Source organism: Gilliamella sp. B2969 (genome assembly GCF_026536195.1).
In the GTDB taxonomy this organism is placed as follows: Bacteria; Pseudomonadota; Gammaproteobacteria; order Enterobacterales; family Orbaceae; genus Gilliamella.
The window spans coordinates 16,958-40,812 of record NZ_JAFNOP010000006.1 but is presented as its reverse complement, the minus strand read 5'-3'; the positions used below and the strand labels follow the sequence as shown (position 1 = coordinate 40,812).

The window sequence follows — 23,855 nt, the reverse complement described above, 5'->3', positions numbered from 1 at the left end:
TTTCATTTTGTTAATAAATAAATTATTTTTATGCTTCCCATGACATTAGATTGAAAAAATTATTGACTTGTTTTTCTTGTGGGCATAATATAGCATCCATGTAATGCATATTACATATAAAAAGTGCACTATAAATAACATAGTGTTAAATAGAATAAAACCCCAGAAGCGTAGCAGGCAACTGAGGTTTAAAATTTTATCCTAAAAAATTCACAGGAGGGACAAAATTATGTCTAAGGATAAAACTAAGATTATTAAAAGTCAATTTTTGACTGATAAGTTAGTGTTAAATAAATTGCAAAATTTTGCAATTAGCACTTTGGCTGCTAATGATGAGTCTGTAATTTATTTGCCGGAATCGGTTGAAGACTTTTCAATTACAGAACTAATGAAAATATTAAATATTTCGACAACCAAAGAAATCGAATATTTAATTAAGAAATTAGAACTTGATCAACCTAAGTACCGATATCTTAATGCTACTAATAAGTGGCTGTATAGCAATAAAGCACTTAATTTATTAGCGTTATATATAAGATTTAAAGCATCATAATTATAATTATTAAGGTCCATGATTTTTATGGACTTTTTTCGTTTAATAAAAGGAAATTAAGGAGGGCCAATGGAAGATATTTCTTGGCAAGATATAAGAAAGGTTATTGTCGACTTTCTTCAGCAGCGGCTTAATAATAATGCTAATTATAAAAGTGAAGTGACAAAACTGGATAAAGCTAAGCAAGCAAATGATGTATCGGCAATTAATGAATCTCAACAAAAAATTAATGATTTAGTTAAACGATTTGATTTTGAAACTTGGATGGAAGATGCCGCAATAAGACGAGTAAAATGGATAAGGATTGGAAGCCATATCAGTCGCGGGGTGCATCCATCTAGCCCAGCTGATGATATCAATTATTTTGCACAAAATCAACCGGTTACGTCAAATTATGTGTCGTCAGCGACACCATCAACTTTAAGTATCAATTGTTCTGGAAATGCTGCAGCACTCGATATCTTTTCTTTACTTAATCAGTTTGTAAAAGATGATTTAACATTATTGCAATTAATTATACAAAATCATCCTGCTATTTTGCCGGCGTTATCGGATGATGAGCAAAAGGCAGCGGTTTATTTAGCTAATTTAAAAAAAGCGATTTTTAATAATTTTGATAATCCAAAAGCATCAGAACTTAATAAACAGTTATATTGGCCAAATAGTGAAGATACTTATCTTTCAGGGGTTGATAATCATTACCGTCTGTTAATTCCGTTGTATCCATCATCATTATGTCACTTGGTTTATCAAAAAGTACAAACAAGATTTTCTGACGAGAATAAAAAGGCTCGAGAACAAAGAAGAATCAAAGGGATTGAACATCAATCTTATTTTTCGTTTCATCACTTAGCCGTGGTTAAGTTGGGGGGCAGCAATCCGCAAGGTGTCAGTCAATTAACCAGTAATCAAGGTGGACGTAATTTTTTATTACCGTCAATACCCCCTCAATTTGAAAAATCCGCTTTTCCGACAATTACTACAGAACAAGAAACCATTTTTACAAATTCAATGCAATATTTTTGTCGATTTGGTTTTAGGTTGCTTTTTGAGATGGTTGAAGCTCCTAAAAACATTGTTAAAGAACGAGATAGCCGTAAAAATGCTTTTGCTGCAATCTTATCTTCGCTGCTTAAATTTGTCAGGCATATTCAAATTACCATGCCAGCAGGTTGGAGTCGTCAATATTCTCTCCTCAATCATCAAAAACTTTGGTTGGATCCAGAACGTGCAGATTTAGAGAATGAAGAAGATTTTCAAAAACAGTATGAACAAGGTAAGTGGCGACATAGTTTAGAAAAAGATTTTTCTCTCTGGATTGATAATGCATTAGATCATAAATTCAATAATATAAGAAAAGAATTATCAGAAGTTGAATCTCAAGAATGGCGCCGAGAATTTCGTTCGGCAATAAAAGCCAGTCAACGTAGAAAAGAGGGGATTTTTTAATGGAAACATTAAATTACTATCTGTTTTTTGATCATGTCAAAATTCATAATGCTAATGCGATATCCAGCCCATTAACCTACGGATTTCCCGCTATTTCGGGTTTTGTTGGTGCTATTCATGCATTAAACCGTAAAATTGAATCGACTGATCCTATTTATTTAGATGGAGTATTGATTGCTTGCCATGAGTGTGATGTACAAGTTTATCGACCTAATGATTATAGTGATTATACTTTTCGATTAACCCGCAATCCAGTGGCTAAAAATGGTGATACCCGCGCAATTATCGAAGAGGGACGAGTGCATCTTGATGTTTCATTGCTGATTGAAGTAAAAATAGAAAATTTTGAAGCACTTTATGATGACGATCAAAAGAATGAATTTATTAATCAGATGAAACAAAAACTGTACCAACAGCGCATTGCTGGCGGTCATGTGTTAGAAATTGGTGATGCAAAATTAATTCCCTCTGATGCATCAGACGAAACATTAGCAAATTTGTTATTACCTGCTTTTGTATTAGTTGAAGCACAGCAAGATCTGCAAGAGATCACGGCTGAGTTACAACAAAAAGACCCCAATGCGACAGCGCTTAATACTTTAATTGAAACAGCGATGTTGCATCATCATCCACAAGAGAAAGGACACTGGCAAACCACATCAGTCAAACAGGGGCGAGGTTGGTTAGTCCCGATACCATTAGGGTATCAAGCAATATCACCGTTATTTGCTGCTGGTAAGTTGCAAGAAGCTCGAAGTAATGAACATCAATCACAATTTGTTGAATGTATTTATGGACTGGGTAAATGGGTATTTCCATTGCGCTTAAAGGAAAACTTATCACAAGCGTTTTGGCGCTATCAATGCAGTACATTGCAATCAAATGGTGCAGAGATTTACATCATTAATCAAAAAAATAATTAAATAATTTTAAAGTTATACAATAAGGAATTTATTATGAGTAAAAGTAAAATCACTACCGCATCCGTTTTAGCTTTTGAACGTAGTTTTGATATTTCTGATGCTGTTTTTTCACAGCCAAGTTCTGCGAATCCTAAAATATTATCTCCAATTCGATTAACCGAAAAATCAGTACGCGGAACCATTTCGAATCGCCTTAAAAATGCCCTTGCTAGCGATCCCGCTAAATTAGATGCCGAAATTCAAAAAGCCAATTTACAAACCGTCGATGTTGCGGCTTTAGATGCCGATAAAGATACTTTAGTGGTAACATGGAGCTGTAAAGTGTTACCTTTTACCGGTAAACCATCAGTATGTAATGATGTTGAATATCAAGAACAGTTAACAACGACAACTCAAGAATATATTAAAGATGTTGGCTTAAAAGCGTTAGCAAAACGATATGCCATTAATATTTTAAATGGTCGTTGGTTGTGGCGAAACCGTATGGCAGCCGAGCAAATTAATATTATCGTGAGTTATCAAGCGCACAATGATAAAGATGAGGCTAAGATAATTGACGTTGCTAACGTTGATGCCAAAAATTATCAGCTTAACAGTTTTGATTATGATGATAAATCTGTTCAAGCATTGACCGATCTTATTGAAGCAGGATTAGCCAATAAAAAATTTGTGATCTTTGATGTTACCGCAACACTAAAAATGGGCTTAGGACAAGAAGTTTACCCATCGCAAGAATTAATTTTAGATACTGGTAAAGAAAAAAGCAAAGTGCTTTATGACAAAAATGGTCAAGCAGCGATGCATTCTCAAAAAGTGAGTAATGCAATTCGTACTATTGATACCTGGTATGATGAAAAAGCGGAATTTCCAATTGCGATTGAACCTTATGGTTCGGTAACCACTATGGGACATGCTTTCCGTCAACCTAAACAAAAATTGGACTTTTATAACTTGTTTGATAACTGGGTTTTAAAAGGTGAGCAGCCAAGTTTGGAACAACAACATTATGTGATTGCCGTATTAATTCGTGGCGGTGTATTTGGGGCGAGTGGTAAGGAGTAAGCAATATGCATACACACTATTTTGAACTGCGCGCCATACCACAAATTGAAATAACTGAAGTGCAGTTGATTAATCAAGTGATGCAAAAATTGCATCACGTCTTGGTTAATTTTCAAGGTAATATTGGTATCAGTTTTCCTTGTTATAATGTGCGCCGAACACTAGGCGGAATTATTCGCATTTTTGGTACTGAAACCCAGTTACAGGAATTTAAAAGTACGTTACAACAACAGGCTGCCATTGCTGACTATGTTTTGATTCTGCCAATCACAGCCATACCAGCTGAAGTTAAGGGCTATTTACGTTTAATTCGGGTTAACCCTAAAGGACAAAGTGCATTAAGACGTGCCGAAAAACGCTTAACTGCTCAAGGTAAATGGTCTAGCGATGTACAACAAAAAATGATAGAAAAATGGGGAAGTGTTAATCTTACTTATCCGCATTTACATTTTTATAGTCAAAGCACTGAGCAACGCTTTATTTTATGGATAAAACAAGAAAAAAGCTCAACTGCGGTAGAGGGAGTTTTTAATAGTTATGGTCTAAGTAAAACGGCTACCGTGCCTGACTTTTAAGTGATATCAATAACGCTGTATTTAATCTATTGATGGTTCAATAGGTTAAATATGGCTTTAACTTAAGTGATTTTTAGTCTTGATTTAATTACATTCACGTAATAAGTGACATCATCATGATTATCCAATTTTTTTTGAAACTAGCAGCAAAGTTATCTAAGTTTGAATTCGATAAGCCTAAAGGATAGTCAAAATATCTGCTATATCTGAGCGAAATAAATTTCTTGAGGGGGGATGGTTACTCTTTTAATTTGTGATCAATTCTATCTACTTTCGCCGGTTTAAGCTCAGTCAAAAATGGTGTAATTCTTCGATAAATAACGTTATAGCTTTGTTTTGAGATATGATAAATTTTAAATTACGATCGTTAGAATCAGAGATGCAAGGGCTAAATTTTGAATTTGCGCCCCCTCCTTTCAAAAATACTCATTGGAATGCAACGTCCAAATATCTGGCAGAAAGCGCATTTAGCTTTATTGAAGGTATTATCTATTATAATGTTCCTAATTATCAGAATTTTGGACATTGGGGAGCAACACAGGTTACTCAACAACAATGGTTACTGATAAAACCTCAATTATTCAAATTGAAACAGAAAGTGATAAAAGCGCAAAATTTTACTGAACTGCGAGATGATCTGTTTGATTTTGCATTTATTTTTGATAAAACTTGGCAAAAAGAGATGTCAAAAAATTTTCTGAAATATAAATTGAGTTTTTCACAAATGATTAGTGACCTAATCATTTGGATTGATGAGAATATGCAAAAATACAGTTCTCTCTATATTTTGGGTGTATAACATCTTTACTCATAAATATTTTCATGTTAGCAAATCACTTTATTTAGTACGCTTTGACTAAGTCGTTTTATTGTCTAATTCGCTAACAAGACTGATTAATTCCGGCAGTATATCGAGTATTAGTGCTAATTGTTGCATAACGAGTAAATCATTATTGGCTTGTTCATCTTGGATCGAAATCGACTCGATATAATTTGCGACCGATTGTTTAATCGGTTGATATTCGCTATTTAACTGTTTATCAGTCAATAAATTAATGATATAAACCGACAAATCATCAAACAATTCTAATGTCTGATTAGAAATAGATTTATCACGATGTGCCCCTAATGTTGATAAATAACTGATTAGCGTATGGTTTAAAGTTAATAATCGAAAACCTTTATCAATTAAGGCTGGATTCATATGCGGCTCTTTAGTCATTAAGCTAATTAATGATGATAAATCTGCATTACTATCGTGGGCGGATCGTCTTGCTAATCGATATTGAGGATCATTTGTTTTACCTGACAGATATTGACGACCAATCAATGCTAAGTAGTGACTGTCATCGTGACAAACCCGATCAACTAATTTGGGAAGGTTTCTAAATTTCCAATCGGGCCAAATAAAACTTACCGCAAACCAGGCAATAAAACAGCCTATTAAGGTTGCAATAATTCTGGACAATGCGACCTCAATACTACTTTCTCCAATTAAGCTAAAACTGAAAAAGACCAGTAAAGTAATAAACGCTGTCGCATAAGCATATTGTGAATTTTTAAATAAGAAAAACAACCAACCAGTAATAATGATTAAGATAAGTTGTTCTTCAATAGTCGGGAATAGATAGGTTAAAGGTATACCAATGATGATCCCTAATATTGTGCCAAATACTCGCAATTTTAGTCGATGTTTTGTTGTGGCATAGTTGGGTTGGCAGACAAAAAGACTGGTCAGGATGATCCAATAACCATGTGAAAGATCGGTGCAATAAATGACACCATAACCAACAAAGAGCACAATACTCATTCTGATAGCATGGCGAAATAGGGCCGATTTGATAGTCAAATTTTGTTTTATTTTGGCGAAAATATCGTAAAAACTCGTTAACTCATCATCAACCAATTGATTCTCTTCTTGCTGTTTAGCAAGATGCTGCTCTGTATCAATATTGGCAAGTAACAGATCAATAGATAATAGGTTTTGATATAAATTTTGTAATGATTTTATTAAAAGTGACGAATTTTTATTGTGACTTTGATATTGAGATATCGCTTCTTCAAGATAAGAAAAATAGCGCGCAAATAAAGGATCATGATGATAGGTTTGATTCAGTTTGATCGAAATTGCAAGTTTGGCACAGGCTTTTGCTTGTAAATTTAAAATTCGCGCAAATCGAAACAAAATATCACTGTGTTTAAAATTATCACTTAACGCTTGATATTGTCCATGCGCTGAACTGGCTCGTTCATGAATATCTTGCGCCACAAAATAATAACTTAGCATTTTTTTGACATAAGATTGTCCGCGATAGCCTTTTAATCGATTGAACAAAGAGCGTTTAGTTTGATTAAATGCATTGATTAATTGAGTATTACTTTCGGTTAATTGTAAGGTTTGTTTAGTAAATCCATCGGTCTCGTCAGGATCAAACATTGCCGCTTTAGCATCAAGATACTGGGCTAATCTAATAAAACAGTTTGATAAACTTTGTTGGGTTGTGCGGATAGGTTGAATGATAGATTCAATTAACGACACAATGTTGTACCAAAGTGCGCCTAATAATAAAAAGCAAGGTAAAGTATAATTGTCAGCATATAAATTATGCCCTAGCATTGTGTATGCAGCAATCAGTAATGATCCAAACGCAATGACGCCGTAGCGTTGTCCTAGTGAGCCAAGCATAATAAATGCAAAGGTTGAAAAAACTAATCCCACGATAAAAATCAAAGGAAAGTCAAATAGCAATTCAACCGAAAAAGTTGCTATAGCAAAACAAAATAGCGTTAAAACAATATTAATACAACGGCTAAGTAAACGGGTATCAATCTCGGTCAGTCCAGCGGCCACAACGCCTAAAGTTAACGGGATGACTAAATTGACATGACCAAAATACCATGGCACTAGGGTAGAACCGGTAAGACTAATTAGCATACGAACGCTAAAAAGGAGATTACTGCTGTAAAAAACTTTACGTAAAGTCAGGATTAAAGGATGCACGATATATTTATATTATTAAAGTCGTTTTAATAGCAATAAGCATACTATATTGTGATGGCAAGGAAAAGAGATCGCCAAAATGACTTATCAAGAATTTACATTTAGTCAGCTAAGTTTAACTGTTAAGTTTTAATTTTTACAAAAAATGAATAGAGGATCGTCGATAAATCAAAATTTATAATATCGTTAATTAACCCCTTGTTCATTTAATCTTAATTTTTTATCGATGTTTATTTGTCAACTAATGGCAAGATGTTCATAAATTGTCGTTATAATAAAACTAAATTAATATAGCAGTATGACAAGTCATAATTCTACGTTAGAATAGTCACAATTTGCTAGAAATAAAAGAAGGATTAACTAGTATGACAACTGAAATGACAACACTTGAAAAAATTAAAAAACAGATTGCTGATAACCCCATTATTTTGTACATGAAAGGGTCGCCTAAGTTGCCAAGTTGTGGTTTTTCAGCCCAAGCAGTGCAAGTTTTATCACAATGCGGTGAACCGTTTGCTTATGTTGATATTTTACAAAATCCTGATATTCGTGCCGAACTACCAAAATTTGCTAATTGGCCGACTTTTCCACAACTTTGGGTTGAAGGTGAGTTAGTTGGTGGTTGTGATATTATGTTAGAAATGTTTCAAGCTGGTGAATTACAAACCTTAATTAAAGAGACTGCTGAAAAACATAAATCTTAATTAAATTGTAAGTGCATATTTAAAAAGAAAAGAGAGATATTATATCTCTCTTTTTTTATGCTGATTGATCAGGTTGTTCATTAGTTTGTGGCAGTGGCCAGCCGCCTAATCGTTTAAATCGATTGACAATTTCACAAAATAAAATAGCGGTTTTTTCGGTATCATAAAGTGCCGAATGAGCTTGTTTATGATCAAAGGCAATATTTGCAGCTTCACACGCTTTTGCTAATACGGTTTGTCCAAATACTAAACCACATAGTGATGCCGTATCAAATGTCGCAAAGGGATGAAAAGGATTACGTTTAATTCCGGCACGTTCTGCCGCTGCCATTAAAAAACTATGATCGAAGTGTGCATTGTGGGCAACAATGACTGCACGGGTACAATCAGCGGCTTTAATGCCAGTACGCACCATTTTGAATATGGATTCCAGTGCTAGTTTTTCGTCAACAGCTGCCCTTAATGGATTATCAGGATCAATGCCATTAAAAGCTAAAGCACTCGGTTCTAAAATAGAATTTTCAAAAGGATTAACGTTAAATTGTAACGTTTCATCAGGCTCAAGCCAACCGTCATCATTCATTTTAAGGGTAATGGCGGCAATTTCTAAAATGGCATTGAGTTTAGGATCAAATCCTGAAGTTTCTATATCAATCACGACTGGGTAAAAACCCCGAAAGCGTTCACATAATTTTGTGTTTGGCACAATTGTTTATCTTAGTTTGTCAAAAATGAAGGTTATTATGCCAGTTTTTGTTGTTTTCGCCTAGTTTTACCTAAGTCTTCTTAGCATTTAAGCGATAATTTAATCATCGTTTAAATCTTATGAATCAATCTAAATGGGATAATTCTTGTTTTGATAGTTCAATCTTTCTAATCCATTGTGAATTAAGACGTTTATAATGTTTAGGCAGATGTTTTAAACGTTGTTACAACAGTTTGTAATACATCTTAAGCTTGACTAATTTGATTGCAAATGATTGATGTACATAAAAAATAAGAAGTTGCTTCTAAGCTTGCAAAGTCACTAATTAGTGTACCAAACTCTTGGTTAGTCTGCTCTTTACCATCCAACGAAATCAAAATTTTTGTGTAAAGTCAATGACCTTCATTAGAAGAATAATCCCGATCCTTCTCTTTCTAATCAATCGAGTGTTTGCTTTAGCAAATTGTTAATCTTCATAAAGTGCGTTAACCTATTGCAATACTATTTCAGAAGCGGTTTGATAAAGACAAGTTAATGCTTTTTATAAAAGTGGAAAGCCTCGTTGGCACGATAGTTAACTTAGATAGCTTTTTTAAGCTTCACTTATCATTTTCCTACTACTTATAATTGAAACCTGACAACATTTTTAATCTATTTTATTTAACTGAATAAACATTAAAATGATTATGATAGATACTAATTGAATAATGAAAGCCTTGGTCAACTAGGGTGGTAAAAATCAATTAGTCATAATATCAGGTGAGATATTTCAAGAAAGTGTCTATAATTGGCGCTAAACAAAAGGGCTTAACATTTATCTGCTAATTTTCAGCTTTTTGTTAATGTTGTTTTAGAGCAACTCTATGATTGAGTAAAAAGTAGCGAGGAGCATTGTGCATAATTACGAACTGCAACAAATCATTAATACAGAACTGCAAGTTTTGCGCTATCGTGACTATGCCCCTAATGGATTGCAAGTGCAAGGGCGAAGTGAGATAAAAAAAATTGTGACAGGTGTCACAGCTTGTCAAGACTTGTTAGATAAAGCTGTTGAATTGCAAGCCGATGCGGTGTTAGTTCATCATGGCTATTTTTGGAAAAGTGAGCCACAAACAATTACTGGCATTAAGTATAAGAGGCTTAAGACATTATTATCGCATGATATTAATCTGTATGGTTATCACTTACCGCTAGATGGCCACCCCACACTTGGAAATAATATCTTATTAGCTAACATGCTTAATATTTCGGTTGAGCCGCGCACTGATATCACCGATTTACTTTTTAAAGGAACACTAACCGAACCGTTAACCGCTTTTGAATTTAAGCATAAATTGGAAAAAGTCTTGCATAACAGTCAGCGTTCTATTTTATTTTGTGGTGATAATGCGCCTAAAGTGATAAAACGCGTTGCTTGGTGTAGCGGCGGCGGGCAAGATTTTATCGAAGCAGCGGCTCAGCAAGGTTATGATGCATTTTTTACCGGCGAGGTTTCTGAACGCACTATCCACATTGCACGTGAATATGGTATAAATTTTTATGCAGCAGGTCATCACGCAACGGAACGTTATGGTATTAAAAAGCTTGGCGAATGGTTAGCTAAGGAATATAGCCTTGAGGTTATTTTTATTGATATTGATAATCCTGCATAACAAAAGTTGAATTTAACTAAGAAATATCGCATACTTATTCGCAGATTTTTTATTCTTTAAAGTTGTTGTTTAAACAGATAATATGAGAGGTCATTTTATGTTTACAGGAAGTCTGGTCGCCCTTATCACACCAATGGATTCTAAAGGAAATGTGGACCACGTAAGCTTAAAAAAATTGGTCGAATATCATATTGCTAATGGCACATCTGCTATCGTGTCTGTTGGAACAACGGGTGAATCAGCGACACTTGATCATCACGAACATATCGATGTTATAAAGCGTACTGTTGATTATGCGCAAGGACGAATCAATATTATTGCTGGAACAGGCTCTAATGCCACTAAAGAAGCAATTGAATTAACTCGTCAAGTTGAAAATATTGGGGTAGTGGGGTGTTTAACTGTTGCTCCCTATTATAACAAACCGACTCAAGAAGGTATGTATCAGCATTTTAAAGCTATTGCTGAGTGTACTGCATTACCTCAAATTCTTTATAATGTACCAGGTCGCACAAGTAGCGATATCAAACCTGAGACCGTTGGTCGTTTATCAAAAATCAAAAATATTGTTGCATTGAAAGACGCAACAGGTGATCTTTCTCGCGTATATAAAACGCGAAAATTAGTGGGAGATGATTTTAAACTGTTAAGTGGTGATGATGCTACATTTTTAGATTTTATGATTTTAGGTGGTGATGGAGTGATTTCTGTTACTGCTAATGTTGCAGCAAAACAAGTTGCTACAGTTTGTCAATTAGCTGCAAACAACCAAATCAAAGAGGCTAGAGCGTTAAATGAAAGTTTATTAGCATTACATAATAATTTGTTCATTGAACCCAACCCCACGCCAGCAAAATGGGCTTGCCTAAGATTGGGTTTAATCGCTGATGGTACAATTCGTTTACCGATGATATCGCTGACTGATGCTTCAATTCCAGCGATGGAACAAGCATTAAAAGATGCTAATTTACTGTAATTTATTTTCGTATAACTTTTAATTTATAAGCAGACATCTATGTTTAATAAAACCGTATTGCAAAATAATGTCATAAAAAAAGTCGCTATTTTGACCGCTGTTGCTTCTTTCTTTCTTGTAGGATGTGGAAGCGATCAAAACTATAAACGTGAAGTTGATGGTAATGATGACTATTTAAATTCACCAAGTTTAAAACCATTAATTATTCCACAAGGTATTACAGTACCAGCAGAAGTTGCTGACTATTTTGTGAATAATGGCAAAATCGATGGGCCGTTAGGAAAACAAGTTGATATTCGCCCACCAGTGTTGCCGCTTTCAACGATTTCTGAAGCTTTTGTGATCTACAACAATGGTATGGTAACGTTCAATGTACCATTAAGTTATAATATATGGGATCGAATTCCTAATATTTTAACTAACAAAAATATTCCTATTGATGGTCGTGATAATCAAACTATTAAAACGGCTAAGGCGTATATAGTACGTGCTGATGAATCGCAACAAACTGAAGCTTCATACGTATTTAAGCGAAAAATTATGGGTAACACTGAAACCATTACACTTGGGTTGAACTCGCTAACTCGTGGTGCTGAAGATATTTCTACCCAACCAGCAGAAGTACAACGTTACGTAGTTGGTTTATTTAATATCATAATGGATGAGGTTGCACCCGAATCAGTTCGACAACCACCAGTGAAAGATCCTAAAGATGATGATGCCAAAAAGGATGCTAAGTCTGATAAAGATTCTGAGTCCATGAAGGCTTTAAAAGAAGATCTTAAAGACAACAACCGTCGATAGTTGTCGTTATCGAGTTGGTTGTTGTGATGAATCGAGTTTTTAATTAAAAAGTCGTCAGGTGTGTTATTGGTTTATCGTAATTGATGACTTTAATAATAAGTAGTATGTTGATATTTACGCTTTCAATAAATCCGAAGTAAAGATAACAACAATGAGTTCGAATTTAAGGAGCGAAAAGCTCCTTAATTATTTATTGGCTATGATGATATAAGGTTATAAGCATGAAAAAGTTGGATGAGCTTTATCGTGGTAAAGCAAAAACTGTTTACACAACAGACAACCCGGAACTACTAATATTGGAATTTCGTAACGATACCTCTGCTTTTGATGGTTTACGTATTGAGCAGTTAGATCGTAAAGGAATGGTTAATAATAAATTCAACTATTTTATTATGACATTATTACGTGATGAAGGCATTCCTACACAAGTTGCAGCCTTAATATCAGATAATGAAGTTTTAGTTAAAAAATTAGAAATGATTCCTGTTGAATGTGTCGTGCGTAATCGCGCAGCAGGCTCTTTAGTCAAACGTTTAGGCGTTGAAGAAGGCACAGTCCTTAATCCTCCAACATTTGAATTATTTTTGAAAAATGATGCATTGCATGACCCAATGGTTAATGAATCGCATTGTAAAGCTTTTGGCTGGGCGACAGATGAGCAATTAGCCACAATGAAAGCACTGAGCTTTAAAATCAATACAATATTGACTGAATTATTTGATAAAGCTGGTTTGATCTTAGTTGATTATAAACTTGAATTTGGTTTATACAAAGGTGAAGTAACCTTAGGTGACGAGTTTTCCCCTGATGGTTGTCGTTTATGGGAAAAAGAGACGTTGAAAAAAATGGATAAAGATCGTTTCCGTCAAAGCTTAGGCGGCGTGATTGAAGCTTATGAAGAAGTCGCTAAGCGCATTGGTGTACCTTTGTAATGTTTGCTCAGTTCGATATCTCTTTTTTTCTTCTATTAGCTTTAGCTGCACTGTGTTATGTGACGCATAATAACACAGTGACCTTTGCTGTTTTGTTATTATTACTATTCAAATTAACGCCACTATCAACTTACTTCCCGCTATTAAATCAATACGGGTTAACTATTGGCATTGTGATTTTAACTGCTGCAATGATGGTTCCTTTGGCTGATGGCACTTTAAAAATTCAAGATATTCTAAAATCCTTTACGACGTGGCAATCAATGTTGGCTATCCTGGTAGGGATTGCTGTTTCGTGGTTAGGTACTCGGGGAGTATCATTAATTGGTGCTCATCCGACCATAATTAATGGTTTAATTATTGGTACATTAATTGGTGTTGCTTTTTTCAAAGGTATCCCGGTTGGACCATTGATAGCGGCAGGTATTTTATCGCTCGTGATTGGAAAAAGTTAGCTTATGTCAGGTCCAGATAGCACAAGAAAGCTCTGGGTATTAAAAGGCGAAGCAACACAATTGTTGAATCAGTTGAGTGATACAATAAATCAGCATCAAGCTGATTGGATCACCATTACTACACAGAATAATTTACCCCCTTTTTTGACTAAAACTTTTTTACCCAATCAAACCAAATCGTTATTAGGTCGAGAATTTTTGCATGCGATTTTTGATGCAACGCAAGGTTTTAATTTAGATGCTTTTGCCATGCTGGTTGGGACTTTGGTTAAAGGAAGTATACTTATATTACTTTTACCAGAAGATTTTAACCATTGGCTTGATCAAGATAGCATACGCTGGAATGAGAACAGCCAAGCTATTGAAGTTCCCAATTTTGTCAAACATCTTGAGCAAATCTTAAAGGATTTTAACATTGAATCTGATCAATTTGACTTTCCAAATATTCAAACAGCACCGCTTAGTTTAACAGAGCAACAAACTATTCTTGAACGTCTACTAATAAGTGATGCGCCAATTAAAGTGTTAATGGCTAAACGCGGACGAGGAAAATCAGCCTTAGCCGGTCTATTTAGCCATTATCACCAATCAATGACTATTACCGCACCTAACAAAAGTGCTTTAACTACGTTTTTTCGTTTTGCCAAATCATCGGTTAAATTTGTTGCGCCCGATGAATTAATAGAGGTTGGATTTGGTAGTGCTGTTGATTATTTAATTATTGACGAAGCTGCCATGATTCCACTTCCGATGCTGGAAAACTTATTGCAATTTGCATCTGAGAATAATTGCCCAGTCTTATTAACTACAACGATGGAAGGTTATGAAGGGACAGGACAGGGTTTTTTATTACAATTATTTAAAAATAAATCGTGTGAGTTTTTCTACTTAACAAACCCAATACGTTGGCAAGCTGGCGATCAGCTAGAAACTATTACTGATTGTTTACTGCTAAATGGTTTATTTTGTCAAAAACAAGATAGGCATCAGATAAACCAATCGATTGAATATAACATGGTTAGCCGTAATAATATTACTGCATTAAAACAGATTTTTTATTTATTAAAAACTGCGCATTATCAAACAACTTTAATTGATTTAAGACGTATTTTTGATGCAAATAATCAAACTGTTTGGCAAGCAAAGCAAGAAAATTATCTTATTGCTGGAGCCATCACTATAGATGAAGGTCAATTATCTGACAGTTTAATTGAAGCCGTGTGGCAAGGTACGCGCCGACCTAAAGGTAATTTAGTTGCTCAATCGTTGGTGGCGCATGCCGGTGAAAAATTAGCAGCTAAGCTTGCATCAGTTAGAATTAATCGTATTGCCGTTACGGAGTCTCATCGTCGCCAGCATATTGCTCAGCAATTGGTTGAACGCATTTATCAGCATGGGACTATACAAGGTAAAGATTTTATTTCGGTCAGTTATGCTTTTAATCAAGCAAACGATCAGTTTTGGTCTGCATGTGGATTTGTACTGGTTCACGTTGGTAGTCGTAAAGAAACAAGCAGTGGTAGTTATTCCGTAATGGCATTAAAACCTATCACCAAGCAGGGATTATCTTTAACCATGCAGTTAAACAAAAAATTGCAGCGTAACTGGTACTGGTTGAAAAATATTATCGATCTACCATTAGCTGATCGTTTTCAACTAAATAGCGATCAGCAACTAAACCATCAGGATCTTGATGAACTTCGTGGATTTTGTTACTATCACCGCCCTTATGAAGCAACTTATGCTGCACTTTGTCGATTGAATCAATTTAGTCATCATCAACAAAACGCTTTCAATTTACCTATCTTAAAATCATTATTGCAAGATGATAATAAATTAACACATGTGATAAAACAGTATCAATTAACCGGCAAAGCAGCTTTAATGCAGGCAATAAAGTATGAAGTTAAGCAGTGGTTAAACAATGTTGATAACAAGGCTTAAAATAATTTAATCACATACTCAACATAAGATCATATTTTATTAGAAGGGACAAAATATGAAATTAAATAATTTTGAAAAAACAGATACCAACATGCACAGTAACAAAACAGGTTACCAGCCAAAAACTGGTCTAGAATATTTTATTAAAGGCTGGTCATTAGCTTTCAGCCCAAGCATTCGCCACTATGTCTTTTTACCTTTACTTGCTAATATTGTGATTATGTCTTTATTGTTTTATTGGTTTTTGGTATCCATAACCGGTATGGTGGACTGGGGATTATCTTTTGTTCCTAGTTGGCTTCAATGGTTAGGATACATCATTAGCTTTATTGTTGTTGTGACACTCGCTATCGTATTTTGCTATTTTTTTAGTACAGTTGCTAATATTATTGCTGCGCCATTTAATGGGCTATTAGCCGAGCATGTTGAATCTCAATTAACCGGTATGCCGGCCCCTGATACTTCTTGGATAAGTTTGATTATGGATATACCCAGAATATTGGGGCGAGAATTACAAAAACTGATTCATTATCTATTATGGGCAAGTCTAATTTTTCTAACGTATTTTATTCCGGTTATTGGGCAATCGGTCACGCCTGTTATATGGTTTTTATTTACTGCTTGGCAAATTAACATTCAATATGCCGATTATGCGTTTGATAATCATAAAATTACCTTTCCTCGAATGCGTGAGCTACTAAAGCAGGATAAAACGGATAATTTAATTTATGGTATTTTAGTCAGCTTATTTACGATGATGCCGATTTTAAACCTTGTTATTATGCCTATTGCGGTTTGTGGTTCAACCGCTATGTGGGTCGATCGCTACCGCCATCAAGTCATATTCAATGACGGTCATAATAATCGTTGATGATTAACTTTGAGGTTGGTTGAATTGGTTAATCATCGTCATCATCATTATAGGGGATAGGTTTTATCCCTTTCTTTTTTTCCAGATAAGATTTGTAATTAAGTTTACTTAGCGATTTAATTGTATTAATAAAAATACCAATCAAAATAACTACAATTATCCACCAATAGTCTTTGAGCCACTCCATCTAATCACCTTTGGTTATGGTCGAAAATAAAAGCAATTATCGTTTACTGCTAAAAATAAAACTAGCAACTTATTCTTGGTATCAGTAACGATAATCTTTATTCACTAAATCGATAATAATTTTTCTAGAATGTTATGATATATTGCTGTTAACGTGATGATATCCTGACAATTTACATTCTCATTAATTTTATGAATAGTCTTATTCACTACGCCTAATTCTATCACTTGGCACCCTAATTGGGCGATAAAGCGACCATCGGAGGTCCCACCACTTGTCGAAAGTTTGGTCTCTAATTGTGTTAATTGTTTGATAGCATGTGTAGCTGCATCGGTAAGTTCTCCTTGCGGCGTTAAAAAAGGTTTACCCGATAATCGCCAAGTTAGGCTATAGCTTAATTTGTGCTTTTGTAAAATTTGCTCAACCCGAGATTTAATGACCTCGTCAGTCAATTCGCTACTATAGCGAAAATTGAATTGGACTTTTAAATCACCTGGTATGACATTTTCGGCACCTGTTCCACCATTAATATTTGCTACTTGCATCGTAGTTTGTGGAAAATACTCATTGCCATTGTCCCAAATTGTTGTAACTAATTCATTTAAAGCTGGAGCAAAGCGATGCACAGGGTTATCAGCAAGGTGAGGATAAGCGACATGCCCTTGGATACCGTGGACTATTAAATTCGCTGTTAGCGAACCTCGGCGTCCATTTTTAATTTGATCACCAAGTTTTTGATCACTAGACGGTTCACCAACAATACAATAATCAATGCGCTCTTGACGTTTTTTAAGTAGATCAACAACTTTGACTGTACCATCAGAAGCATCGGCTTCTTCATCCGAGGTAATTAAAAAAGCAACACGACCAGAATGATTGGGATTGTTTTTAACAAATTGTTCAGCTGCACATACCATTGCCGCAACGCCACTTTTCATATCTGCCGCGCCACGCCCATATAGGATGCCGTTTTTATCGACTGTAGGTTGAAAAGGAGGATATAGCCATTGGCTTTCATCACCTGCTGGCACGACATCGGTATGCCCTGCAAACATTAATGTCTTTTGTGACGGCTCGCCATGATATGCCCAAAGATTTTTGGTGTGACCTAAATTTACTTCTTCTATAGTAAAGCCTAAAGGTTTTAATCGTTCAATAATCATTTGTTGACAGTTTTTATCATCAGGGCTTATTGATTTTTCAGCGATCAATGCTTTAGTTAAAGTAATAACAGGGTCTGTCATAATTATCTCGGTTTATTTTTGTGTAGCAAAAAATTGTGAATAGCTTTCGTCAGAAAAGCCTAATAAAGCGCGTTTTCCATCAATGAGTAAAGGACGTTTTAATATTGAGGGATTGGCTAACATAATATCTTTTGCCGCTTGTTCATTATCAACGTTGGCTCGAATGGTTTCATCAAGTTTACGCCAAGTTGTACCGCGAGTATTGAGTAAACTTTGCCAGTTGACTAACTGTAAAAATGAATCTAAAAGTTCTGGTGACAAACCCTCAGTTTTATAATTATGAAACTGATAGCTAATATTATGTTCATCAAGCCAAGTGAAAGCTTTTTTCATTGTATTACAATTTTTAATACCATAAATGATATACATTAAGATCTTTCCTAATCTGAATTGTTATAAAAAGATTATAACAGTTATCTGCTAAGTTCGGCAATTTGCGATTAATGTGAGCTAGTAGTTTGGATAAAGATATAGTATTTAATTAACTATAGTTTTAGTTTAATTGTATTTGTGGTGGAGGTATTTTTTAGATAGATGAAGATGATCTTTTTCCTAATGTTCATAAAAATAAGATAGCGGTTGATGAGAAAGTAGGATCTTAAGGCTTATAGCGTTAATTTTCGTTGTTAATTTGATCGTTGGACGATAACTATAAAAACCTATTGCTATATATTTTAATACATAGAATTTACCAACAAGTTTTAGGGTAATCATACGGTTTAGTATAACTTGTTGTTATATAATACCGTTTTATAAAAAGATATATAAAATTGCGTTACAAACTCAATTAAAAATCTCATTTTGACACCATAATTCCACAATTATTTCTATTTTTTTAATGTTTATTTGTTTTTTTATATTGAAAAAATCATTATTATTGCGGGTTGTTCGCATTTTTAAGCTAAATTATTCTGATAATCATGACTTGAACTATACAGATTAAAACGAATGGTTCAGTAATATCTAGGAGCACAATGTCAGTCCTAACTTTAAATCAGCTTGCCTTAGGTCAGGAGGCGGTTATATCGCGCCTATTGCCTGAATCGTTACCATTTCGTCGTCGGCTGTTAGCTATGGGTGTCACGCCAGGTTGTAAAGTTTTAGTGATACGAGCCGCACCATTAGGCGATCCACTTGAAATTAAAATACGCGGTTTTTTATTATGTTTGCGGCGTAGTGAAGCGGCAACTATCGAAGTTATGGAGGTTGAGTCATGAATGTTGCACTCATTGGTAACCCAAATTGTGGTAAAACGACGCTGTTTAATTTACTTACTGGTGCAAAACAACGAGTCGGTAATTGGCCTGGTGTGACTGTTGAGCGTAAAACCGGTGTGCTTAATTATCAAAATAATCACTATACTATTATTGATTTGCCCGGTACCTATGCTATTGAATCTGATGCATTGTCGGTGTCACAAGATGAGTTAATCACGCGTCAATTTGTCTTGAGTGAAAAAGAGAGTGTAATGATCAACATTATTGATGCCACGAATTTACAACGTAGCTTATATTTAACTTTACAATTAATTGATTTACAGCTGCCAATGGTGGTTGTCTTAAATATGACTGATGCGTTAAAAATGACTGGTGAACAAATTGATACTGAAGAGTTGTCACATATACTCGGTTGTCCGGTAATTGCCATATCATCCAAAAGAAAAACGGGCATTGATTTATTATATCAACAAATTGAAAAAATTAGCTCAACTAAGCAAGTGACTCAACCTGCAATGAATACCTTAAGTCATGATCAGCAAACAGTAATTACTCGATATATAGAGGAATTGCCGGCAAACAGTCAGGTTCATCAATTTAATCGTTGGCAATTGATTGATGCTTTATTAGACGGCTCACGTTATCAATTAACCCCATGTGAATCAGAAAAACTTAACGCTTGTCGATTATTACTTTCTGCATGGTGTGATTATGAAATTGATGTTGCTTTAGCCAGTGCTCGTTATGACGTGATTGATAATGTGTGCAAAAACGTTATTAATAAACCCCGGGAGCTAAGTTCTACTTTTTCTGAAAAGCTCGATAAAATTGCGCTAGGACGAATAACAGGTATACCTCTCTTTTTGTTAGCGATGTATGTTATGTTTACGATCGCCATCAATTTTGGCTCAATTTTTATCGACTTTTTTGATGGTTTTTTTAATACTATTTTTGTTGAAGGTCTATCTTATCTATTGCATCAACTCGATGCGCCTATTTGGATGAATATTATTTTAGCTGACGGTATTGGAACGGGGATTAAGACGGTATCAACCTTTATTCCGGTTATTGCTGCTATGTTTTTTGTCTTATCTTTTTTAAAAGATTCTGGTTATTTAGCCCGTGCGGCAATGATGGTTGATAGAGCCATGCGCTGTATTGGGTTGCCTGGTAAAGCTTTTGTGCCAATGCTGGTCGGTTTTGGCTGTGGCGTACCTGCGATTATGGGAACCCGAACACTAGAAAGTACACGTGATCGTATTATGTCCATTTGTATGATTCCTTTTATGTCTTGTGGTGCAAGATTACCTGTTTATGCCTTATTTGCCGTTATCTTTTTTCCACGTCATGCATCAATGGTCGTTTTTTCTTTATATTTGCTTGGTATATTCGTTGCACTTGCTACCGGTTATATTTTAAAACTAACCTTATTAAAAGGTCAGCCAACACCTTTTATTATGGAAATGCCTGTTTATCGAATTCCGACATTACAAAGTATGTTTAAACTAACTTGGCAAAGGTTAAAAAGTTTTATTACTAAAGCCGGTAAAGCCATTGTCATTATGGTAACGGTATTGAGTTTGCTAAATTCATTGGGTACTGATGGTCGATTTGGACATGAACAATCTAATGATTCATTACTTGCTGCATTTAGTCAAACCATTACACCTGCACTTGCACCGATGGGGCTGGATAAACAAAACTGGCCAGCAACCGTTGGACTTTTTACGGGTATTTTTGCCAAAGAAGCTGTTATTGCGACATTGAACTCACTTTATTCTATGGATAACCAACAACAGCAACGCGATAACTTCGATTTTAATAACAGTATTAAAGCTTCAATATTATCGATTCCTAAAAATTTACTCGATTTTACTGATACTATTTTAGATCCATTAGGATTCTCATCTTTAAAAGAAGATATTGATGATATTGAAAATGATTTAGCGGTTGATTCTACTACAGTGGCTAAGATTAAAACTTCATTTATGACGTACAATGTTGCCATTGCCTATTTGATTTTTATTCTACTTTATACACCTTGTGCAGCAGCATTGGGAGCGATTTATCGTGAAGCGGGAATTAGATGGATGGTATTTGTTGCCCTGTGGACATTTATAGTAGGTTGGCTGGTTGCGACGATATATTATCAAATAACTTTATTAGGGCAATCAGTCTCGGCAATTTATTGGTTGATGGGATGCGCTGCCTTTATTGGTGCAATGATTTTGTTAATGCGTTGGTTGGGGCAATATTCGTCTCTAAATATGCCGCCTAAATTGTATCATGATACTAGCAATGGATCTCGCTGCTGTGATCCATCATTAAAGTGATCATAAAACTTATTGGAGAAGAGCAAACCTAGCGTTTGTCTTTTTACTCATATGTTAATTTCGATTCGAGATTATATTCAATTAAAAGGGCGAGCAAATCTACAAGATATTGCTCGCTATTTTCATTTGCCTGAAAGTGTAGTTGAACAAATGATGTTGTTTTGGATTAAAAAAGGCAAGATAAAGCTCTATATTATGGAGGATTCAAATGCCTGTGGAACAAAAAAATGTGTCAGTTGTGTCGGTTGTGACCTAACTGGTCAACGCATTTATACTTGGGCATCATCTTAAATAACGTCAGTTAATTCATCCTTTTCAATGAGATGTATCAACAGATAAAATAAATTTGCCGCCATCTCATTTTTCTCATGTTTCTTTAGGCTATATCAAATGTTTTTATGTTTAACCTTTGATTGTTTCTGTGAAAGAAATTAAGGTTATTAGGGCTTTTAAGTAAAAAATAATCAATAATTTTCGTCTTCTACTCATCAATAGCTTAATAAATATTTTATTTTCGAGACCTTTATCACATAACTGAAATAATTTATATTTAAATAATAACAAATGATATTAATATGAACTTATGTTCATTTTAGTAAAAGTTAGTAAGGAGAAAACATGAAATCTATTGCAATTGGCGCAGATGATGCTGCTTTTGAATTTAGAAATAGTATTGTTGAATATTTAACTAAGCAAGGTATTGAACTCGTTGATTATAGTAGTGATAAGCAGTCAGAAAATGGTTTATATCCTGATGTTGCTAATGCTGTTGCATCTGCTATTAAAGCCGGAAAACATGAGCGAGGTATTTTAATTTGTGGAACTGGAATTGGCGTAGCGATAGCTGCCAATAAAGTTCCCGGTATTCGTGCCGCTCAGTGCCATGATGTCTATTCAGCCGAACGAGCCAGAAAAAGTAATAATGCACAGATTATGACTATGGGGGCTAGAGTCATCGGTGTAGAATTAGCGAAAAAGCTCGTACAAGCATGGCTAGAATCGGAATTTGAAGGTGGTGGATCAACGGCTAAGGTTGAACGAATCTGTTATTACGATGAGTTATATTCAAAGTAATTAGGTTAGTAAGAAATTTTTTAGTTAAAGTGAAGTTAAATTCATAAAAAAATATAAAATATTGTAGTAGAACTCGCGTGTTTTTATCGACATTTTTAACTTTCTTAGTTCAAAATAACAATATAAATAGCGATTTGATAGTGTCGTTTTATTACTGAATAAATGATATGATAACTCAATTTGAAATAGCAATGTTGTAGAGGACATAGATGTATGAGTCAATTAGATGAATTCAAAAAATTAACCGTTGTAGTTGCTGATACTGGTGATATCGATTCAATTAAACAATTTTCGCCTGAAGATGCAACAACTAATCCTTCTTTAGTACTTAAAGCCGCTCAACTTCCTCAATATCGTCATTTAATCGATTCTGCTGTTGAAACTGCTAAAAAATTAGGTGGCAGTAAAGAGCAACAATTGGTCAATGCTTGTGATCAAGTTGCTGTAAATATAGGCGCTGAAATTTTAAAAATCATTCCAGGACGCATCTCAACAGAAGTTGATGCTCGCCTGTCATTTGATAAACAAGGTTGTATCGAAAAAGCACGCCGAATTATCGAACTTTATAAGCAAAAAGGGATCGATAAATCAAGAATCTTAATCAAAATTGCTTCAACGTGGGAAGGTATTAAAGCCGCAGAAGTTTTAGAAAAAGAGGGTATTAATTGTAATTTAACATTACTCTTTTCGTTTGCCCAAGCACGAGCCTGTGCAGAAGTGAATGCCTTTTTAATTTCCCCTTTTGTTGGTCGTATTTATGATTGGTATCAAGCTAAAAAACCTATTGAACCTTATGTGGCCGATCAAGATCCAGGGGTTGTTTCGGTTCGTAATATTTATAATTATTACAAACAACATGGTTATAAAACCATTGTTATGGGCGCAAGTTTCCGTAAAGTCGACCAAATCTTAGCTTTAGCTGGTTGTGATAGATTAACTATTTCGCCTAATTTACTATCAGAAATGCAACAATCCAACGCGCCAGTAGTACGCAAATTAGATCCTAATCAAACCATTGTTGCGCGCCCTACATTAATGACAGAAGCTGAATTTAGATGGCAACATAATAGTGATGCAATGGCGGTTGAAAAATTAGCTGAAGGTATTCGTGCTTTTGCTGTTGATCAAGGTAAATTAGAAGACATGATTAGTGCACTTCTCTAATTATATTCTGTCGTCAGAGGGAGCGTGTT

The 23,855-nt window shown here is 34.9% G+C and carries 24 protein-coding genes; 19 read left to right on the top strand and 5 right to left on the bottom strand.

What is annotated here, in order from left to right; all coding sequences use genetic code 11:
- The first annotated feature begins 229 nt into the window (after positions 1-229).
- From J3U66_RS06610 to J3U66_RS06585, 6 genes are all read left to right on the top strand, one after another.
- On the top strand, positions 230-553 hold the full coding sequence (locus tag J3U66_RS06610; RefSeq protein WP_267348478.1) for a hypothetical protein: 324 nt from the start codon (positions 230-232) through the stop codon (positions 551-553).
- Between the two features lie 69 nt (positions 554-622).
- Positions 623-2,002 (top strand): type I-F CRISPR-associated protein Csy1, encoded by a 1,380-nt coding sequence (csy1, locus tag J3U66_RS06605; RefSeq protein WP_267348476.1) that lies wholly within the window; start codon positions 623-625, stop codon positions 2,000-2,002.
- Positions 2,002-2,925 (top strand): type I-F CRISPR-associated protein Csy2, encoded by a 924-nt coding sequence (gene csy2, locus J3U66_RS06600; RefSeq protein ID WP_267348475.1) that lies wholly within the window; start codon positions 2,002-2,004, stop codon positions 2,923-2,925. The genes csy1 and csy2 overlap by 1 nt, the downstream gene beginning before the upstream one ends.
- Positions 2,926-2,958: 33 nt before the next feature.
- The gene (gene csy3, locus J3U66_RS06595) at positions 2,959-3,987 is read left to right on the top strand and encodes a type I-F CRISPR-associated protein Csy3 (protein ID WP_267348473.1); all 1,029 of its coding nucleotides are present in this window, start codon (positions 2,959-2,961) and stop codon (positions 3,985-3,987) included.
- 5 nt (positions 3,988-3,992) lie between these two features.
- On the top strand, positions 3,993-4,562 hold the full coding sequence (gene cas6f, locus J3U66_RS06590; RefSeq protein WP_267348471.1) for a type I-F CRISPR-associated endoribonuclease Cas6/Csy4: 570 nt from the start codon (positions 3,993-3,995) through the stop codon (positions 4,560-4,562).
- 343 nt (positions 4,563-4,905) lie between these two features.
- Complete coding sequence (locus J3U66_RS06585) at positions 4,906-5,361, top strand: hypothetical protein (protein WP_267348469.1); 456 nt, start codon at positions 4,906-4,908, stop codon at positions 5,359-5,361.
- A 57-nt stretch (positions 5,362-5,418) separates the two neighbouring features.
- Here J3U66_RS06585 and yccS read toward each other — a convergent pair whose 3' ends face one another.
- Positions 5,419-7,563, bottom strand: a complete 2,145-nt coding sequence (gene yccS, locus J3U66_RS06580; protein ID WP_267332934.1) for a YccS family putative transporter — start codon at positions 7,561-7,563, stop codon at positions 5,419-5,421.
- A 377-nt stretch (positions 7,564-7,940) separates the two neighbouring features.
- Between yccS and J3U66_RS06575 the strand changes: the two genes are divergently transcribed.
- Positions 7,941-8,267 carry a Grx4 family monothiol glutaredoxin gene (locus J3U66_RS06575; RefSeq protein WP_323849467.1) on the top strand — a complete coding sequence of 109 codons (327 nt, stop codon included), beginning with the start codon at positions 7,941-7,943 and terminating at the stop codon, positions 8,265-8,267.
- A gap of 55 nt (positions 8,268-8,322) precedes the next feature.
- Here the strand turns inward: J3U66_RS06575 and rnt are convergent, their stop codons facing one another.
- Entirely contained in the window at positions 8,323-8,976 is a 654-nt protein-coding gene (gene rnt / locus J3U66_RS06570; protein ID WP_416379553.1) for a ribonuclease T, read from the bottom strand.
- An 890-nt stretch (positions 8,977-9,866) separates the two neighbouring features.
- Here rnt and J3U66_RS06565 point away from each other — a divergent pair.
- The 7 genes from J3U66_RS06565 to cysZ all read left to right on the top strand — a co-directional run bounded on the left by J3U66_RS06565 (position 9,867) and on the right by cysZ (position 16,607).
- A complete protein-coding gene (locus J3U66_RS06565; protein WP_267344613.1) occupies positions 9,867-10,625 on the top strand; it encodes a Nif3-like dinuclear metal center hexameric protein in 759 nt (252 codons plus the stop codon).
- Positions 10,626-10,722: 97 nt separating this feature from the next.
- A complete protein-coding gene (dapA, locus tag J3U66_RS06560; RefSeq protein ID WP_267332930.1) occupies positions 10,723-11,601 on the top strand; it encodes a 4-hydroxy-tetrahydrodipicolinate synthase in 879 nt (292 codons plus the stop codon).
- 39 nt (positions 11,602-11,640) lie between these two features.
- Positions 11,641-12,405, top strand: coding sequence for an outer membrane protein assembly factor BamC (gene bamC / locus J3U66_RS06555; RefSeq protein WP_267348467.1), 765 nt, complete (start codon positions 11,641-11,643; stop codon positions 12,403-12,405).
- 221 nt (positions 12,406-12,626) lie between these two features.
- The gene (purC, locus tag J3U66_RS06550; RefSeq protein WP_267344616.1) at positions 12,627-13,337 is read left to right on the top strand and encodes a phosphoribosylaminoimidazolesuccinocarboxamide synthase; all 711 of its coding nucleotides are present in this window, start codon (positions 12,627-12,629) and stop codon (positions 13,335-13,337) included.
- Positions 13,337-13,792, top strand: coding sequence for a DUF441 domain-containing protein (locus tag J3U66_RS06545; protein WP_267332928.1), 456 nt, complete (start codon positions 13,337-13,339; stop codon positions 13,790-13,792). Before purC ends, J3U66_RS06545 begins: the two co-directional genes overlap by 1 nt.
- A 3-nt stretch (positions 13,793-13,795) precedes the next feature.
- On the top strand, positions 13,796-15,736 hold the full coding sequence (locus J3U66_RS06540; protein WP_267348465.1) for a GNAT family N-acetyltransferase: 1,941 nt from the start codon (positions 13,796-13,798) through the stop codon (positions 15,734-15,736).
- A 91-nt stretch (positions 15,737-15,827) separates the two neighbouring features.
- Positions 15,828-16,607, top strand: coding sequence for a sulfate transporter CysZ (cysZ, locus tag J3U66_RS06535; protein WP_267333254.1), 780 nt, complete (start codon positions 15,828-15,830; stop codon positions 16,605-16,607).
- Between the two features lie 28 nt (positions 16,608-16,635).
- Here cysZ and J3U66_RS06530 read toward each other — a convergent pair whose 3' ends face one another.
- The 3 genes from J3U66_RS06530 to J3U66_RS06520 all read right to left on the bottom strand — a co-directional run bounded on the left by J3U66_RS06530 (position 16,636) and on the right by J3U66_RS06520 (position 18,407).
- On the bottom strand, positions 16,636-16,794 hold the full coding sequence (locus J3U66_RS06530) for a YpfN family protein (RefSeq protein WP_082209445.1): 159 nt from the start codon (positions 16,792-16,794) through the stop codon (positions 16,636-16,638).
- Positions 16,795-16,898: 104 nt separating this feature from the next.
- A complete protein-coding gene (gene dapE, locus J3U66_RS06525; RefSeq protein WP_267348464.1) occupies positions 16,899-18,038 on the bottom strand; it encodes a succinyl-diaminopimelate desuccinylase in 1,140 nt (379 codons plus the stop codon).
- A 12-nt stretch (positions 18,039-18,050) separates the two neighbouring features.
- The gene (locus tag J3U66_RS06520) at positions 18,051-18,407 is read right to left on the bottom strand and encodes an ArsC family reductase (RefSeq protein ID WP_267344618.1); all 357 of its coding nucleotides are present in this window, start codon (positions 18,405-18,407) and stop codon (positions 18,051-18,053) included.
- Between the two features lie 605 nt (positions 18,408-19,012).
- On the opposite strand from J3U66_RS06520, the gene J3U66_RS06515 reads away from it, so the two are divergent.
- From J3U66_RS06515 to tal, 5 genes are all read left to right on the top strand, one after another.
- The gene (locus J3U66_RS06515; protein WP_267332924.1) at positions 19,013-19,255 is read left to right on the top strand and encodes a FeoA family protein; all 243 of its coding nucleotides are present in this window, start codon (positions 19,013-19,015) and stop codon (positions 19,253-19,255) included.
- Entirely contained in the window at positions 19,252-21,588 is a 2,337-nt protein-coding gene (feoB, locus tag J3U66_RS06510; RefSeq protein WP_267348463.1) for a Fe(2+) transporter permease subunit FeoB, read from the top strand. The genes J3U66_RS06515 and feoB overlap by 4 nt, the downstream gene beginning before the upstream one ends.
- A 51-nt stretch (positions 21,589-21,639) precedes the next feature.
- Positions 21,640-21,879 (top strand): FeoC-like transcriptional regulator, encoded by a 240-nt coding sequence (locus J3U66_RS06505; RefSeq protein WP_267332922.1) that lies wholly within the window; start codon positions 21,640-21,642, stop codon positions 21,877-21,879.
- Between the two features lie 327 nt (positions 21,880-22,206).
- On the top strand, positions 22,207-22,662 hold the full coding sequence (gene rpiB / locus J3U66_RS06500; protein WP_267332921.1) for a ribose 5-phosphate isomerase B: 456 nt from the start codon (positions 22,207-22,209) through the stop codon (positions 22,660-22,662).
- 213 nt (positions 22,663-22,875) lie between these two features.
- Positions 22,876-23,826: a transaldolase gene (tal, locus tag J3U66_RS06495; RefSeq protein ID WP_267348462.1), complete on the top strand. Its 951-nt coding sequence runs from the start codon at positions 22,876-22,878 to the stop codon at positions 23,824-23,826.
- Positions 23,827-23,855 lie beyond the last annotated feature (29 nt).

Excerpts from the sequence above, each read along its gene's own strand:
- J3U66_RS06610 (WP_267348478.1), top strand. The coding sequence starts at position 230 with ATGTCTAAGGATAAAACTAAGATTATTAAAAGTCAATTTTTGACTGAT.
- csy1 (WP_267348476.1), top strand. The coding sequence starts at position 623 with ATGGAAGATATTTCTTGGCAAGATATAAGAAAGGTTATTGTCGACTTT.
- csy2 (WP_267348475.1), top strand. The coding sequence starts at position 2,002 with ATGGAAACATTAAATTACTATCTGTTTTTTGATCATGTCAAAATTCAT.
- csy3 (WP_267348473.1), top strand. The coding sequence starts at position 2,959 with ATGAGTAAAAGTAAAATCACTACCGCATCCGTTTTAGCTTTTGAACGT.
- cas6f (WP_267348471.1), top strand. The coding sequence starts at position 3,993 with ATGCATACACACTATTTTGAACTGCGCGCCATACCACAAATTGAAATA.
- J3U66_RS06585 (WP_267348469.1), top strand. The coding sequence starts at position 4,906 with ATGATAAATTTTAAATTACGATCGTTAGAATCAGAGATGCAAGGGCTA.
- J3U66_RS06575 (WP_323849467.1), top strand. The coding sequence starts at position 7,941 with ATGACAACACTTGAAAAAATTAAAAAACAGATTGCTGATAACCCCATT.
- dapA (WP_267332930.1), top strand. The coding sequence starts at position 10,723 with ATGTTTACAGGAAGTCTGGTCGCCCTTATCACACCAATGGATTCTAAA.
- bamC (WP_267348467.1), top strand. The coding sequence starts at position 11,641 with ATGTTTAATAAAACCGTATTGCAAAATAATGTCATAAAAAAAGTCGCT.
- purC (WP_267344616.1), top strand. The coding sequence starts at position 12,627 with ATGAAAAAGTTGGATGAGCTTTATCGTGGTAAAGCAAAAACTGTTTAC.
- J3U66_RS06545 (WP_267332928.1), top strand. The coding sequence starts at position 13,337 with ATGTTTGCTCAGTTCGATATCTCTTTTTTTCTTCTATTAGCTTTAGCT.
- J3U66_RS06540 (WP_267348465.1), top strand. The coding sequence starts at position 13,796 with ATGTCAGGTCCAGATAGCACAAGAAAGCTCTGGGTATTAAAAGGCGAA.
- cysZ (WP_267333254.1), top strand. The coding sequence starts at position 15,828 with ATGCACAGTAACAAAACAGGTTACCAGCCAAAAACTGGTCTAGAATAT.
- J3U66_RS06530 (WP_082209445.1), bottom strand. The coding sequence starts at position 16,794 with ATGGAGTGGCTCAAAGACTATTGGTGGATAATTGTAGTTATTTTGATT.
- dapE (WP_267348464.1), bottom strand. The coding sequence starts at position 18,038 with ATGACAGACCCTGTTATTACTTTAACTAAAGCATTGATCGCTGAAAAA.
- J3U66_RS06520 (WP_267344618.1), bottom strand. The coding sequence starts at position 18,407 with ATGTATATCATTTATGGTATTAAAAATTGTAATACAATGAAAAAAGCT.
- J3U66_RS06515 (WP_267332924.1), top strand. The coding sequence starts at position 19,013 with ATGTCAGTCCTAACTTTAAATCAGCTTGCCTTAGGTCAGGAGGCGGTT.
- feoB (WP_267348463.1), top strand. The coding sequence starts at position 19,252 with ATGAATGTTGCACTCATTGGTAACCCAAATTGTGGTAAAACGACGCTG.
- J3U66_RS06505 (WP_267332922.1), top strand. The coding sequence starts at position 21,640 with ATGTTAATTTCGATTCGAGATTATATTCAATTAAAAGGGCGAGCAAAT.
- rpiB (WP_267332921.1), top strand. The coding sequence starts at position 22,207 with ATGAAATCTATTGCAATTGGCGCAGATGATGCTGCTTTTGAATTTAGA.
- tal (WP_267348462.1), top strand. The coding sequence starts at position 22,876 with ATGAGTCAATTAGATGAATTCAAAAAATTAACCGTTGTAGTTGCTGAT.